This window comes from Microcystis sp., assembly GCF_048564745.1.
Taxonomy (GTDB): domain Bacteria; phylum Cyanobacteriota; class Cyanobacteriia; order Cyanobacteriales; family Microcystaceae; genus Microcystis; species Microcystis ichthyoblabe_A.
Genome location: NZ_JBLZRT010000185.1, coordinates 1 through 13,756, shown reverse-complemented (window position 1 = coordinate 13,756; position 13,756 = coordinate 1). Strand labels below are relative to the sequence as shown.

The following is a 13,756-nucleotide window of genomic DNA, read 5'->3' as shown; positions in this document are numbered from 1 at the left end:
TTCTTCTATAGATAGTTTAGGTTTCGGTCCCCTTTTAGATGGCTTCGGCGTGAGCTCAGCGTTCGACCGAGCGTTCGACTGAGCTCACGCCGAAGTCTCACGCCGAGGTCCGAACGCTGAATTAGAGTCGGCTTCAACACTTTTTACTGATTCTACCATCTTTCTATATGTTTGTTTATACACACCGAAACGGCGTTTGAATTGTTCATCTGATAAGTTTTGATAATCCATATTTTTGCTAATAAACATAGCAAAATTATAGATGATTTCCTGACCTAAGATCACATTTTATTCTTTTTTCCACTTCCATCTAAAAATCGATAAAAAAGCAAGATGTTCTATTATACCATAAAAAAATTATGCAAGAGGTCTAATTAGCAGCCCCAATCAAAATAAAGGGCGACCAAAAATAAGGATGGCTTTTAATTTGACTCAGTTTGGCCTGTCGCATGGCTTCACTTTTAGTCATGCCATTCTTGAGATTTTGATAAAATTGGGTCATAATTTCCGCACTGGTATTATCTTCAGCATCCCAAAGACTGGCTATTACTGATTTAGCACCGGCTCTTTCTAAGACGTAAGCAAGTCCCGATATTTCCTGACCGTCTGCGTTGGCTTCCTTGGCGGTTTGACAGGCACTCAGGGTGATTAATTCGGTATTTTTTAAGCCTAATAATGCGGCATCGGCGATGTTATATTGCTCTTTATTGGCGAAAAGAATAGTATTAGCTTGCATATCCAAATTAGGACAGCCAGCACGCTTAAAACAGCCATGAGTTCCTAAGTGTAAAATCGGAAAGCGAAAGGCTTGTTTTTTGAATATATCTAGAGTTGCGTTTGTACCGAGATATTTTTCACTTCCCGGAAAGATTTTGCTGATAGTTTCTGCTTCTATTTCTGTGCCTTTAAGTTCTTCTTGGGTGGGTTTAGGGTTAGCAAATGCTAGACCTTGTAAAGGTTTTCTTTCGGTCGCGGGAGGGGTAGATGTGGAGATACGAGTTAAATAATAAATCGGATATTTTTCTAGGAGAACTTGGTCATTTTTCTTATCGTAGAGAGTTTCAAAGGGAATATAGCGCAGTTGTCCGGTAGCGATGATGGCGATATTTTTCGGGGAACTGGTGGCGATTTGGGACTCAATGGGACGGATTAAAATCTCGTATAATTTACTACCAGTAACGAGGTAGTCGGCATTTTTATAGTCGGCTAATTGGTTGTGGTATTGACTGACAAGTTGATTAAAATCATCGCGTTTTGTATCACTTTGAATAACGATTAATTTTTCTCTAGTAACGAGAAATAGAGCGACTTTATCGCGCAGGGGAACGGGTTGAATAACGAGGGTATCAGGAGCGATATTTTTCTGGAGTTGGGTGATGTCGGTGGGTTTACTTTCAAAAAGTTCAGCAATTTCGGGATATTTATCTCCGATAGTTTCCGCATTTTTATACACTTTCTCCTCGAATTGTCGGATCTGTTGTGCCAGTTCTTGGGAGTATTTATCCTGTAGTTGTCGGCGCATTCCTTCGAGTTGTTGATTGTCGGTGTTCCAGTTATCAAGTGCTTTTTGTGCATCGGGATCAGCAACTTTGGCATTAATCAGGCGATTGTAATCGGCAAGATCGGCAGTAGTGGCGAGGTTAAGCCATTCAAAAGCTTTTTCGGGTTGGTTTTGTTGGATTAGGACTTCGGCGAGGGTGATAACGGTTCTTTCGTTAGAGGCTAAAAAATCCTTGCGATCGTCGCGCAATAATCCCCCACGCATATCTAGATAAATGTTTAGAGATGCTTCTAGGTTTGTTATAGCTTCCGCGGGCTGTTTGTTATCTCGGTAAGCTACGCCAAGATTGTTGAGGCTGAGAGCTTCTCCAGCGCGATCGCCGATCTCGCGGGCGATAGTTAATTGCTGTTGAAGGTACTCGATCGCCTTTTGGTACTGTCCGAGGGAACTGTAAGCGATTCCTAAACTGCCTAAAGAATTGGCTTCCCCTTGGCGATCTCCGATTTCCTTGGCGATAGTTAATTGCTGTTGAAGGTACTCGATCGCCTTTTGGTACTGTCCGAGGGAACGGTAAGCGTTTCCTAAATTGCCTAAAGAATCGGCTTCCCCTTTTAGATCGCCTATTTCCCTCGCAATGTCTAAAGTCTGTTTAAGGTAATCGATCGCTTTTTCGTACTCTCCGAGGAAGTAGTGAGCAACTCCTAAATTGTTTAAAGAAGACCCTTCCTCTTGGCGAAGGCCTATATCCCTCGCCATGGCTAAAGACTCCCGGTGGTAATCGATCGCTTTTTGATACTGTCCGAGGGATTGGTAAGCATTTCCTAAATTGCCTAAAGATCTGGCTTTACTTCCTTGATCGCCTATTTTCTTCGCAATGTCTAAAGACTTCTGGTGGTCATCGATCGCTTTTTGATACTGTCCGAGGGATTGGTAAACGTTTCCTGAATTGCCTAAAGAATCGGCTTGCACTTTTAGATCGCCGATTTTCTCAGCGATTTCTAAAGACTGCTGGTGGTAATTGATAGCTTTTTGGTACTGTCCTAGTAAGTGGTAATCAACTCCTAAATTGTTTAAAGAACTGGCTTCCCCAGAACGATCATCTAACTCCCTCGTGATGTCTAAAGACTGCTGATGGTAATTGATCGCTTTTTGATACTCTCCACGCGATTGGTAAGCGTTTCCTAAATTGTTTAAAGAGGCCGCTTCCCCCTGTCGATCTTTAATCTCCCTCCTGATGTTTAAAGACTGCTGATGGTAATCGATCGCTGTTTGATACTCTCCACGCGATTGGTAAGCGTTTCCTAAATTGTTTAAAGAATTGGCTTCTCCTTGGCGATTAACTATCTCCCTGTTAATGACTAAAGACTTTTCGTGGAGATCGATCGCTTTTTGATATTGTCCGAGGGAAAGATAAGCACTTCCTAAATTGTCTAAAGAAGCCGCTTCTCCTTGGCGATTTTTGATTTCTTGATAAATTTTTAAGGCTTTTTCCCACGATTGCAAGGCTTCTCGAAACTGACTTATTTCATATTGTTGAACGCCTTGCTCGAAAAGCTTATCCGCTTCTTTTCGCTGTTTTTCTGCTTCCATTAATACTAAGAGTTTTTCAGCACTTTTTTCTAAATCAGCATCCTTAATTTCTTTTGCGATGGTTAAAGTCTGCTGAAAAAATTCTATGCTCTCCTTAAATTCTCCTAACTCATAGTAAGCCCCACCGAGATATAAAAAGGCGAGGGCTTCTACACGACGTTCTTTTGACTCTTGTGCTATTTTAACCGCATTTTCTAAAACAGAAATAGCTTGACGGTATTGACCGTCGTTAACATAGGCATTGCCTAAATTAGCGGTAGATTTAGCTTCTCCTGAAAGGTCTTTAATTTGCCGGTAGGCTATCACCGCCTGTTGACAGGATTGAATCGCCAATTTTACTTGATTATTATCAAGATTCTGGCGACATAATTGCAAAAGTTGATCCGCTTCTGCTTTCCTCGCATCCGTATTTTGCGCTATTACCGCAGGGACGAGAGAGGAGAGTTTCCCGTTAACAACTGGTAGGGTGACGGTAGCCACCAGAGAAAGAGTAAGTAAGGCGTAAAATTTGGGATTCATAGTTATTTCCGCTATCAGTTATTAGTTAATACACCTCATCATGAGTTCCAATGTTAATCAAAACTATCCTATCTGTTTGAGTTTTTTCGTCTCGTTCTAAATAGAAAATGATGCGGCAATCATAACTACAGGAACAAGCTCTCAATTCCTGATATTCTCCCCTGACTCGATTAACATTTCTTGCTGTTCCCTGGGTAAGCGTAGGCTGCTGCCAAAGAAGCCATGTCAGGAGGCGACTTAGAATAAGCCAGAAGATTTTGCGGTCGGGAAAGTGCGCTTTCTAGCAACCCCTCATCTCGAATACCCTCTAATCCACCATGCTCGGCTATTTGGCGGTGATGAATCGCGAGAGCTACCCCATCAGCTATCCAGATTAGCTGGTTCATGAGCCTAAGTTGCCAGCTTTCTCAAAATATTCCAGTCTTCGCGCATCACTTCCTCCGCCACTTCCATTTGCTGGACAAATTCGGGGTCGTAGGGTGTAAGCTCAAAGCCATTCGGCGTTTCCAAGACGTAGAGCATATCGCCTTTACTAAGGCGCAGCTTCTCCACCAACTCTTTCGGGAAAATCACCCCCATAGAGTTCCCTACCGTTGTGACTTTTAACTTAATCATCATTTTTTGACTGAGTAAATATATCAATTATAGCACCTCCCATATTTCCTGAATTTCTCACATCACTTAACAATTTAGTATTAACTTTCCGAACCATTGTCTAATCTCTTGTTTTTCACTCTCTTCCAACGGAAAATCAATATTTTTGAATTGTTCGGCCGTTCTCTGTTTGACTGCTAAAATCTCAATCCCTACAATCCTATGCGTCTCATCGTAATCATAGACAATCCCCAGCGCTACTTCCTCAGAATCAATAACCTTTCCCTCAAAACGACGAATATAAGCGGCATTAGCGGCTTGATCATAGTCTATTTTCATAGTTTCCCCTTTAATCGGCGTTCAAAATGGACAGTTACCAAAAGATTATAATTACTAAGTAGGTAGGCGTTAAAAATTATCAGAAACCCCCCTTATCAAGGGGAGCATGGGGGATCGCCACCCCCCTTATCAAGGGGAGCATGGGGGACCGGCACCCCCCTTATCAAGGGGGGCAGGGGGGATCGAACCTAAAATCCATTTTTAATTTAATTATAACCAGCTACTTATATTGTTCACATCAAACAAAAATACCCATGAAAAATAGACAAGAATACCTCAACGCCCTAGTCAACTTTGACCAACCCTTATCAACTATCCTCCCTATCCTAAAAACCTTTCCTTGGGACAGTAGCGAAGCAATTATCACCCTAAAAAAAGAGCATCTGATCGATATTCTCGATCGCTATCTCAATAACGCTCTATCTGCCACCGACCTAGAAAACTGGGCCGATGCCATCGAATGCAGAGAAGATATCGCCTATAAAACAGATGAGGAAAATCTCATCAATGACATCATCTTTGACCTCGCTAATCCGACCTTAAATGATCCACTATCACCAAAAATGATCGAACAATACATCAGCCAACTTTCCCATTTAAAGTCTTCCTTAATTGCCTAAAAAATAGACCTCTCTTTTGTAAATTTTAATGGGGGTTTACTTGAATCTCAATTTTGTCCGAGGGGTTAAATTTAATTTCCTCGACAACGTAGGAACTCTTACTCGCTACCCCCTCGATACCTCTTATTTCTAGAGAATCTAGCGAGGTTAAAGTTACTTCTGCTTTTCCTTCATTAACATCAATAATTTTAAAGTTCTGTAAAGGTTCCTGCCAGCGTTGTCTATTCTGGTTTGGATTGCTTGATCCCCCTTCCCCACGAATAACAAGCGTTCCGCTTTTGATAATAACCTTCCCTTGAAACTCTATCTGTTTGATCTCTTTCATTGCCACTTCTTTTGTTTTTGATTCTCTCCCTAAAGCGATCTTTTTTGCTTGGGAATCGAACTTGATTAATCTCCCAGATAGAGAAGTGCCATTTTTTAAAGATACTTTTGTATCATCCGGCATGAATACGGGAATTTTCTTGACGGGAGATCGATCGCCGGTGGCTGGTAGATGATAGCCAGCAAGAGAGGCGATAAAAACTAGGCTAGTTGCGGTTATTATTGGGTAGAGTTTTTTCATCTTTACCTTGCCTGAATGATCGGGATTTAGTTGGTTCTGTTTTCGATCTTGGATGCGGTGGGTTAGGAGTAACAGTAACCCAACCTGCGGTTTTTGTCAATATATTTTTACTTTCCGAAACCTTTGTTCGGGCGGTTTTGTTTGGCAATACGGAGGGCTTTTCCAGTTTTACCATCCTGTAGTGCAATCCGCATCGATCGCTTTTTCTGGTAGGATTGAATATCCGCCGCTAACGGATGATCGTTATCAATCCGTAGATGGGTTAAAGAACAGATAAGACCCGTTTGTTTTCCCAATTCATTTTTTAGGAAACAAATAATTCCCCCCTCGTCTCCCGTGTAGAAAATTTTATCGATCGAAAACTGGTGATCGGGTTTGTATCGCTCGCCTTTTGTTTCAGCTATTTTTAACGTTTCGGGAGTTGCACGCACGGGGATCGGTAAACTTGCTTCCATTTTCTCGATTAAAAAACTAACTTGTCGGGGATCGTCGATCGACATGGGTTATTCTCCTTGATAAAATACAAAGAACTGGCGATAGAACCTGATCGATCGAGTAGGATAGCGATCGAAAACGCCAATCAGGGACATTTTGCCGTGAGCGCTCCGAATTCTCCCCCTCCCGGAACACAGATACTAGGAACCTTCGCCAGTCTTCTCGGTTTGCTGGGGATTTTTCTCTATTTTACGGGATGGATTTATCGGTGGGCCTATTTCGGCTGGTTTAGCCTTGAGATCAACCGTCTGGACTTGCCCTTGCGTTCCTTCCTTTTTGTGCCGATACAGGTCTTCTGTGGCGATTTCGGGGCGTTTCTGCGAACGTTTCTGGCGCTGGTTGCCGTTGCCTTTGCGATTCAATTTACTCTCTGGATTTTGTCTCCCCTGCCATCCTATTCAATTGTCAGTCAATCTAAACGGAAATTTCATCAAAAATTTCAGTTCTTAGGTTTATTAGTCCGGGGAATTCCCGAAGCTCTCCGAAAAGATTTGATCGCTGTTATTTGGCTATTAATTATCCTTTTTTGGTTAGCCCGAATTCAGGGATCGAGCGATGCCCGTCGCGATGCAGTTAATGATAGTTCTACCTTACCAGTTATCACTTTAGTTTTACCGGAAAAACAGATAGCGATCGGTCGTAATCCAGAGGATGTTTTTACCGATCCTTCTCTCAAAGGTTATCGAATTATCGGTGAGACTAAATTACTCGAAGAGCTGCGGGGAAAAGAAACGAATGATAGTAAAGTCAATCCCCCGCGAGTCTGGCGGTTATTAATCCAAAATAACAATTGGACTTATGTTTTTCGCGGGTTATCCCCTCAGTCGGCAGAAAATGAACGTCCGGCGATTCTAGCCATTCGCGAGGATAAGGAGGGACAATTGATGATTCTCGCGCCGGATGTCCCACAATCCTGATGAGAGTCAATCGGGGAAATGATCAAATTATCCTTGAACATCGAAGCTTACTGCTATAATTACTTACGGACAAAGATAATAAATAAAATTTATGGGCGACTTTTTTGATAACGTGAGCCGTTACCCCCGCTATCTGATTAGCTTTAGTTTAGGGATTTTCTGCGCCAGAGATTCACGCTAAATCCGTTGAGTATAGGCTACATATCAGGACAAGCAATAGGCAATAGACAAAAGGGGCAATAGATAATCAGTCTCTAATGACGAGATTTAGTATCACACCCCTTCTTGTCTCTGATCAAGGGTTTTAGCTGCTTTATTTTAGCCTGATCGGATTAGCTTTTCCTGCGTTTTTTTCGGCTTGAGATTTTGAGTTTTAGGGTAACTTCTTGAGTGTTTTTTGAATTACCCCTTGACAATCAAAACAGTCGCTACGAGGCGATGGGATCAAACTTAATAAACAATTAGCAAGTATAAGCATTTGATGTCCCTGTTGCTGATGCACCAGTCACCACATCAACTGCGCGAATTACAGCAGGATTAACTTGATTTGGCCAACAGTTGGCCTGGAAGAAATTAGTTTTTTCCGAAAACTGTCCCTGTGCATCTGCACGATCTTCCGTCAGATGGAATGGATTCTTTTGATTGACTAGATTCTCAACATAGAACTTGACTCTTCCACCAGGGGTAAAACCTTTACCGCTAACCCTTATGGCTCCACCAGTTTGATTCTTTGTAGTAAAAACAACGATTGATGGACTCACTGGTTTATCCAATAATTCCCAACCCTTCCAGGGGGGTACGCCATCCCACCACTTGTGCCAAACCCCATCATCCATGCCACGGGCAAAAACATCAAGCCTGTTAGTTCCCCAAGAAACAACTGTAGGAGGTCCTTGGATTTTGCCCCCTAGTGATTGCCATCCACTCCAACTGCCAGGACTTCCATTGCCATAATTATGATGCACAGCCCCCTCTTTTTGTCCGCGTATAAATACGTCTAGCCGGCCTTTGGACCATGCAACCGCAGCAGGAGGGTCAGATGTACCCGGTCTATTGGTGTTAATCGGACCACCTACATCATACCAATCTAATTGTGATGGTTTCCAGGGAAATACTCCATCCCATAATTTGTGTTTAATGCTACCATCCCAGGACCGGACAAAAATATCAATCCTGTCAGCCCCCCAAGAAACAACCGTTGGCGCTCCTTTTAACGGTGAGCCACCTAGTGTTTGCCAGCCGCTCCAGTTGTTAGGATTGCCATTTCCATAGTTGTGATACACATTCCCGTCTAAACCGAGTACGAAAACGTCTAAACGATCTTTAGACCATGTTACTGCGGCAGGAGGCTCAGATGTTCCACCCCCCAGAGGTTGCCAATCTAATTGTGAGGGTTTCCACCCCTTCCCATCCCACCACTTGTGGTAAATACCATTATCCGTGCCACGAGCAAAAATATCGATTCGATTAGTTCCCCAAGAAACAACTGTAGGAGAACCTAGAATCTGACCACCCAGTAGTTCCCATCCTGCTAAAGGTTTATCGTTGTTACTTCCATAATTGTGATACAGAGCGCCATCGACACCGCGGGCAAAAATATCAAGTCGATTGCTAGACCATGCCACTGCCACTGGGTAATCCGTAATCCCCCCCCCAAGCGGCTGCCAATCAAAGTCAGATGGTTTCCACCCGGCGTTGTTGTTGAACCACTTTCGATAAACACGACCATCCACACCACGAGCAAAACAGTTCAACCAAATAGGGTTTTTTACTATTGGTTCTGCCTGTCCAAACAAGCTTTTGTATTTTGTGACAATTGGATAGGGAATTGTGGCAATCTTTAACATAGGACATTTATGAATTTAGGAAATAAGTGTGGCTCTTCGTTACTTGGTATGGTTCGATATGAGGGCATAAATCGACTAAATCCTTATCTGGTAAAAGACTTAATTGATTAGTTCGCTCTAGATCGAAAATAATTGACAAAAATCGCTAAATGCCTTTCTATATAAGTGTTCCAGCCCTTATAACCCCCGTCCATTGCATAACACAAACCGAAGAGCCATAAGTGTTTAATTTTAAATGTTCCTGCGAACTTATTATCGAGCTTACTGTTCGACGATCATAACTGTAATCCTAGACGGATTTTTTCCAGACAACACCCAAGTTTAAGATTTTCTTAACAATTAGAATTTATCTATCTAATCACCCTCTGCCCCAGCACCGCATTCTTAGTCGTTGCTGAATTAAGGTATTAAGGTATCAATGCCAACCTTGCACCCATCCAAAAGTTACTTTGGAGCTAAGTTTTAACAATCCCTTATTAGTCGGGGAAATTTCTGACTCTCTCCGCCAAGATTCGATATTCGATCGCTGTCATCCGGCTATTAATTATCCTCTTTTGGTTAGCCGAAATTCAGGGATCGATCGATGCCCGTCGCCAGCTTGAAAATGGCTGTACCCTTAACTGTATCTAGAGTAGAGTGATTCCGTATTTCTCTCCAGCCAGATGTTGTACTACTAAACAGTACAAAAGTCTAGAGATTCTGTTAAGTCCCTTGAATCGGGCGGCGTGGCAGCATCGAAGCTTACTGCTATAATTACTTACGGACAAAGATAATAAATAAAATTTATGGGCGACTTTTTTGATAACGTGAGCCGTTACCCCCGCTATCTGATTAGCTTTAGTTTAGGGATTTTCTTCGCCTTTTTCGGCTGGTTAGCCCCTTTATTAAAAAATCCCCTCACAGCGATCGCACTTGTGGGCTTTCTGGGGGGAACTTTCGCCTTTCTTTATTTCACCCTCAAAGCCATGCTCGGATTAGCTTGATACAATGGTAAGGGTTTCGCTGTTTTTAGGGGACGAAAATTATGGCTAACGACCGTCGAGTATCTCGCGTGTCCTCGCTAATTAAGCGCGAGGTCAGCCAAATGTTATTAATGGAAATTAAAGATGATCGCGTCGGTGCCGGTATGGTTAGCGTTACCGATGTGGACCTCTCCCACGACCTACAACACGCTAGAATTTTTGTGTCTATCTACGGCAACAAAGATGCAAAGGCCGAAACTATGGCCGGGTTAAAAGCTGCTGCGGGATTCGTCCGGCGTGAACTGGGCCAACGCATCCGTCTGAGACGTACCCCCGAAGTGGTCTTCCTAGAAGATTCTTCCCTCGAACGCGGCGATCGAATGTTACACCTTCTTGATCATATTAAAAGCGATCGACCCCCAGAAGATGACGATTCCGCTATCAGTGACCAGTGAACAGTAGAGGATAACTAAATTTAGGCAAAACTGGCAACTTAAAACTTAAACCTGATAACTGATAACTGAATAGTGAGCGATCGCATTTTATCCCTAAAAGAACGTATTGGTCAGATGATAGTAGTCCGCGCTTCCGGCTATCTCTTTGACCAACAAATCCGCTATCCTGCTTGGGAACCCGTCAACGCCACCCTGAAACATTGGTTAGAAACCCTCCACCTCGGTGGGGTGATTCTCTTAGGAGGTAGCGCCGCCGAAATCGCTTTCCGTAGCCAACAATTACAAAGTTGGTCCGGCGATAATCCTCTCCTCATCGCCGCCGATATCGAGGAGGGGGTCGGCCAAAGGTTTTCCGGCGCTACTTGGTTTCCCCCCCCGATGGCTTTAGGAAAAATAGCCGAAAAAAGCTTGACAAAAGCCACAGAATATGCTAAGGAAATGGGAGCAATTACCGCTAAGGAGGCCCTAGCGATCGGGATTAACTGGATTTTAGCCCCAATTGTCGATGTGAACAATAATCCCGACAATCCCGTTATTAATATTCGTTCCTTCGCCGAAACTCCCGAAATCGTCGCTAATCTAGCTCAAGCTTTTATTTTAGGGGCCGATTCCTATCCAGTTTTGACCACGGCCAAACATTTTCCCGGCCACGGTGACACCAGCAATGACTCCCATCTCGATCTTCCCATCATCAACCACGATCATGATCGCCTAGAAGCGATCGAATTGCCGCCCTTTCAAGCAGCGATCGAGTCGGGGGTTGATAGTATTATGTCAGGCCATCTGTTAATTCCCGCTTGGGATGCCGAATTTCCCGCCACTCTTTCCTCGAAAATTCTCGGGGAAAAACTGCGCCAAAATCTCGGTTTTCAGGGTTTAATCGTCACTGATGCCCTGATTATGGGAGGAGTGACTAAAATTGCCAGTGCTGCCGCCATAGCAGTGAGGGCGGTACAGGCGGGGGCCGATATACTGTTAATGCCTCCCGATCCGATCGAAGCGATCGAAGCGGTGTATAGTGCCGTGCAAGCGGGTACAATTAGCGAAGCCAGAATTAATGATTCTTGGCAACGTATTCAACGGGCAAAAGAGAAATTAGGGCAAAGACAGCCATCCTTAGAATCCTTAAGCAGTTTAGCGGCACCGCAAGCTCTAGAGATTGTCAGAGATATTTTAAAAGATTCCCAAACAGTTAGCGGTAATTTACCCATTAAAGCCACTCAAGGCCGCAATTTAATCATTATCGATGATTTACTCAACTGTGACTTTCTCGATCGCTCTTGTCCGGCGGTGACAATTCCCCGACAATGGGGTTATCAAACGCAAATAATCGACCGTAGCACCTTTAATCAGTCCCTCGTCTCCCCAGAAACGACTCTCCTACAAGTATTTATCCGTGGTAATCCTTTTCGGGGTAGTGCCGGATTAGGGGAGGAAACAAAAGCTATCTATCAAGCTTTGCTGAAAACCGGACAGATTCAAGCATTGATTGTTTATGGTAGTCCCTACGTTTTCCAGTGGTTTCGTCAACAAAGCGGAGAAATTCCCTATCTTTTCAGCTATGGACAACAAGCAAGCGCCCAAAAAATCGCCCTAGAAACTATTTTTGAGGGGCCCACTAGCGGCGAAAATCAGACCGATACTTTCGTTTAAGGGCAAAAATTACCTAGTAACCATTGGGCAATGCGATCGGAGGCACCGGCCGACCCCATTCTCTGACGACCATTAAAGGCGATTTCTTGCCACTTTGGGGGATTTTGTAATAAATATTCTAACTTGTCTGCCACTGACTCGGCACTATCGCCCAAGAGAATTGAACAGCCTAATAAACGCTGTTGCAGTTTGGCAAAATGAGCAGTAAACTGTGGTCCAGATCCCGCAATTGTGATCGCCGGTTTACCCAAACCGACGAACTGTTCCGTGGCAGTTCCCGCCATGGCGATCGCTAAATGGCAACGGCCTAAATATTCGGCGTAGTCCCTTTGAGAAATAGTTATAAATACTTCTTGACAAATAAACTTATTTGTGCTTTGTTCTCGCCAACCCTGGGAAGTTAAAGCAGCCGTAAAAGATTCCGGGGGGAGAGAAGGAGCGATCGCCGCCAAAAATTCCAGCTTGTAATCGGGAAAACGGCCGATAATGGCGGCCACAGCTGCGAGAATTTGCTGCCAATTGTGGAGAGATTCGGGAAAGCGCGAACCGGGTAGCAGCAGAATATTTAGGCAATCTTGGGGAAAATCGGCCGTTATGGGGGGTAAAAGGTCATCCATCATCGGATTACCCCCATCGACAACAGGAATTGACCACTGTTGTAAAATTTTGCTAGTTAAACTATCCCGGGGAAAAACCCCCCGACAGCGAGGATGAGCCATTAACCAGCGTTCCCAGGGATAATAGTAGGAACCCCAGAGGCGATCGATCATCGAGCTACTATCTAACCATCCCTGCTCATCCCGGAGATAGTATTCTGATTTAGCCGTTCCCACAAAAGCATAATCTGTCCCGCTCAACCAAGCAAGGGCAAGGGGTAAGATATCTCCCACCGCGACAATTTTTCCCCCATCTTGGCCCCAATTTCTGACCAGACGGTATTGACGGGAGGTTAATCCTAATAATCCCTCCCGCAGATCTCGCCATAATTGTTTGGCATCCCCAGTGATAAAACCCCCAGAGGGCATTTTTTGACCTTGATCGAGAAGGGGAATCCCCAGACGAGTATAAGCATAACCGTTACCCACTAGGGGTAAAGCAGTAATATCCGGACAGTGGGGAGATGATTGCAGTCTTTTAATAATCCGGATCGCGATCTCATCTTCACCGTGGCCATTACTCAAAAATAATAATTTCACTGTTTTTCTTAACTTCTGGCTTAAAGTCCTAAACTTCGGTTGTTTTATTCCCTTCGACCCTAGACAATGCTGATGGTTAGGGAACCATCAATTTTATAAAAGCAGTTAACCAACTCCCATTTAGTCTAATCTACCAGAAGGTTTCGCCGATCGCTTATCTCTGTCTTGATGGCGACCATTTGACCAAAGGCAAGACTAAGAGATAAGAGATGAGTTTAACTGCTTCTATTTTTCTCGATCAAAAGACCAGATTTAGCCCCCCAGAGCCAAGAAGGTCAGAAACCTGCTCTGATCGCTAAGTAGCTGGTTATAATTAAATTAAAAATGGATTTTAGGTTCGATCCCCCCTTAGTCCCCCCTTAATAAGCTGTCCTTTAGTCACATCTTTCTTAACATTTCAAACCTTTGTGGCACAAGGCTTTCAAGACTCGGTTAACAATTTGTAATATTCCTTGTTGACACCCTTACTGACAAAGAAAAAACTGAAATCAAGTCAGGATAAG

At 43.7% G+C, this 13,756-nt stretch carries 13 protein-coding genes and 2 pseudogenes; 6 read left to right on the top strand and 9 right to left on the bottom strand.

Going from position 1 to position 13,756, the window contains the following annotated elements; all coding sequences use genetic code 11:
* The 5 genes and pseudogenes from ACOCD9_RS19840 to ACOCD9_RS19820 all read right to left on the bottom strand — a co-directional run.
* Positions 1–249 (bottom strand): annotated as a pseudogene (locus ACOCD9_RS19840) (hypothetical protein); the annotation flags it as partial.
* 121 nt (positions 250–370) lie between these two features.
* Positions 371–3,610 carry a CHAT domain-containing protein gene (locus ACOCD9_RS19835; protein WP_419548256.1) on the bottom strand — a complete coding sequence of 1,080 codons (3,240 nt, stop codon included), beginning with the start codon at positions 3,608–3,610 and terminating at the stop codon, positions 371–373.
* A gap of 170 nt (positions 3,611–3,780) precedes the next feature.
* Positions 3,781–3,996, bottom strand: coding sequence for a type II toxin-antitoxin system death-on-curing family toxin (locus ACOCD9_RS19830; protein WP_080694128.1), 216 nt, complete (start codon positions 3,994–3,996; stop codon positions 3,781–3,783).
* Positions 3,997–4,000: 4 nt separating this feature from the next.
* The gene (locus ACOCD9_RS19825) at positions 4,001–4,225 is read right to left on the bottom strand and encodes an AbrB/MazE/SpoVT family DNA-binding domain-containing protein (protein ID WP_080603334.1); all 225 of its coding nucleotides are present in this window, start codon (positions 4,223–4,225) and stop codon (positions 4,001–4,003) included.
* A 66-nt stretch (positions 4,226–4,291) separates the two neighbouring features.
* The gene (locus ACOCD9_RS19820; protein WP_409805023.1) at positions 4,292–4,543 is read right to left on the bottom strand and encodes a DUF2283 domain-containing protein; all 252 of its coding nucleotides are present in this window, start codon (positions 4,541–4,543) and stop codon (positions 4,292–4,294) included.
* Positions 4,544–4,797: 254 nt separating this feature from the next.
* On the opposite strand from ACOCD9_RS19820, the gene ACOCD9_RS19815 reads away from it, so the two are divergent.
* Positions 4,798–5,163 carry a hypothetical protein gene (locus tag ACOCD9_RS19815; protein WP_002796256.1) on the top strand — a complete coding sequence of 122 codons (366 nt, stop codon included), beginning with the start codon at positions 4,798–4,800 and terminating at the stop codon, positions 5,161–5,163.
* A gap of 25 nt (positions 5,164–5,188) precedes the next feature.
* Here ACOCD9_RS19815 and ACOCD9_RS19810 read toward each other — a convergent pair whose 3' ends face one another.
* Together ACOCD9_RS19810 and ACOCD9_RS19805 are read right to left on the bottom strand one after the other, a co-directional pair.
* A complete protein-coding gene (locus ACOCD9_RS19810) occupies positions 5,189–5,728 on the bottom strand; it encodes a hypothetical protein (protein ID WP_419548255.1) in 540 nt (179 codons plus the stop codon).
* A 107-nt stretch (positions 5,729–5,835) separates the two neighbouring features.
* A complete protein-coding gene (locus tag ACOCD9_RS19805; protein ID WP_104395878.1) occupies positions 5,836–6,228 on the bottom strand; it encodes a hypothetical protein in 393 nt (130 codons plus the stop codon).
* Between the two features lie 12 nt (positions 6,229–6,240).
* Between ACOCD9_RS19805 and ACOCD9_RS19800 the strand changes: the two genes are divergently transcribed.
* Both ACOCD9_RS19800 and ACOCD9_RS19795 read left to right on the top strand, forming a co-directional pair.
* A complete protein-coding gene (locus ACOCD9_RS19800) occupies positions 6,241–7,140 on the top strand; it encodes a hypothetical protein (RefSeq protein ID WP_287701203.1) in 900 nt (299 codons plus the stop codon).
* Positions 7,141–7,231: 91 nt separating this feature from the next.
* A pseudogene (locus tag ACOCD9_RS19795) lies at positions 7,232–7,306 on the top strand (DUF751 domain-containing protein); the annotation flags it as partial.
* 295 nt (positions 7,307–7,601) lie between these two features.
* On the opposite strand, the gene ACOCD9_RS19790 reads toward ACOCD9_RS19795, so the two are convergent.
* Entirely contained in the window at positions 7,602–8,987 is a 1,386-nt protein-coding gene (locus ACOCD9_RS19790) for a carbohydrate-binding protein (RefSeq protein ID WP_419548254.1), read from the bottom strand.
* Between the two features lie 785 nt (positions 8,988–9,772).
* Here ACOCD9_RS19790 and ACOCD9_RS19785 point away from each other — a divergent pair.
* The 3 genes from ACOCD9_RS19785 (at position 9,773) to ACOCD9_RS19775 (ending at position 12,057) form a co-directional block, all read left to right on the top strand.
* Positions 9,773–9,970 carry a DUF751 family protein gene (locus ACOCD9_RS19785; RefSeq protein WP_002737592.1) on the top strand — a complete coding sequence of 66 codons (198 nt, stop codon included), beginning with the start codon at positions 9,773–9,775 and terminating at the stop codon, positions 9,968–9,970.
* Positions 9,971–10,011: 41 nt separating this feature from the next.
* Entirely contained in the window at positions 10,012–10,404 is a 393-nt protein-coding gene (gene rbfA, locus ACOCD9_RS19780) for a 30S ribosome-binding factor RbfA (RefSeq protein WP_002751761.1), read from the top strand.
* Between the two features lie 72 nt (positions 10,405–10,476).
* The gene (locus tag ACOCD9_RS19775) at positions 10,477–12,057 is read left to right on the top strand and encodes a glycoside hydrolase family 3 N-terminal domain-containing protein (protein ID WP_419548253.1); all 1,581 of its coding nucleotides are present in this window, start codon (positions 10,477–10,479) and stop codon (positions 12,055–12,057) included.
* Here the strand turns inward: ACOCD9_RS19775 and ACOCD9_RS19770 are convergent.
* A complete protein-coding gene (locus ACOCD9_RS19770; RefSeq protein WP_287701195.1) occupies positions 12,054–13,253 on the bottom strand; it encodes a lipid-A-disaccharide synthase-related protein in 1,200 nt (399 codons plus the stop codon). The genes ACOCD9_RS19775 and ACOCD9_RS19770 overlap by 4 nt on opposite strands.
* Between the last annotated feature and the right edge of the window lie 503 nt (positions 13,254–13,756).

What these genes read in the sequence shown, in the direction of transcription:
- ACOCD9_RS19835 (WP_419548256.1), bottom strand. Translation starts at nt 3,610, where the DNA reads ATGAATCCCAAATTTTACGCCTTACTTACTCTTTCTCTGGTGGCTACC.
- ACOCD9_RS19830 (WP_080694128.1), bottom strand. Translation starts at nt 3,996, where the DNA reads ATGAACCAGCTAATCTGGATAGCTGATGGGGTAGCTCTCGCGATTCAT.
- ACOCD9_RS19825 (WP_080603334.1), bottom strand. Translation starts at nt 4,225, where the DNA reads ATGATTAAGTTAAAAGTCACAACGGTAGGGAACTCTATGGGGGTGATT.
- ACOCD9_RS19820 (WP_409805023.1), bottom strand. Translation starts at nt 4,543, where the DNA reads ATGAAAATAGACTATGATCAAGCCGCTAATGCCGCTTATATTCGTCGT.
- ACOCD9_RS19815 (WP_002796256.1), top strand. Translation starts at nt 4,798, where the DNA reads ATGAAAAATAGACAAGAATACCTCAACGCCCTAGTCAACTTTGACCAA.
- ACOCD9_RS19810 (WP_419548255.1), bottom strand. Translation starts at nt 5,728, where the DNA reads ATGAAAAAACTCTACCCAATAATAACCGCAACTAGCCTAGTTTTTATC.
- ACOCD9_RS19805 (WP_104395878.1), bottom strand. Translation starts at nt 6,228, where the DNA reads ATGTCGATCGACGATCCCCGACAAGTTAGTTTTTTAATCGAGAAAATG.
- ACOCD9_RS19790 (WP_419548254.1), bottom strand. Translation starts at nt 8,987, where the DNA reads ATGTTAAAGATTGCCACAATTCCCTATCCAATTGTCACAAAATACAAA.
- ACOCD9_RS19785 (WP_002737592.1), top strand. Translation starts at nt 9,773, where the DNA reads ATGGGCGACTTTTTTGATAACGTGAGCCGTTACCCCCGCTATCTGATT.
- rbfA (WP_002751761.1), top strand. Translation starts at nt 10,012, where the DNA reads ATGGCTAACGACCGTCGAGTATCTCGCGTGTCCTCGCTAATTAAGCGC.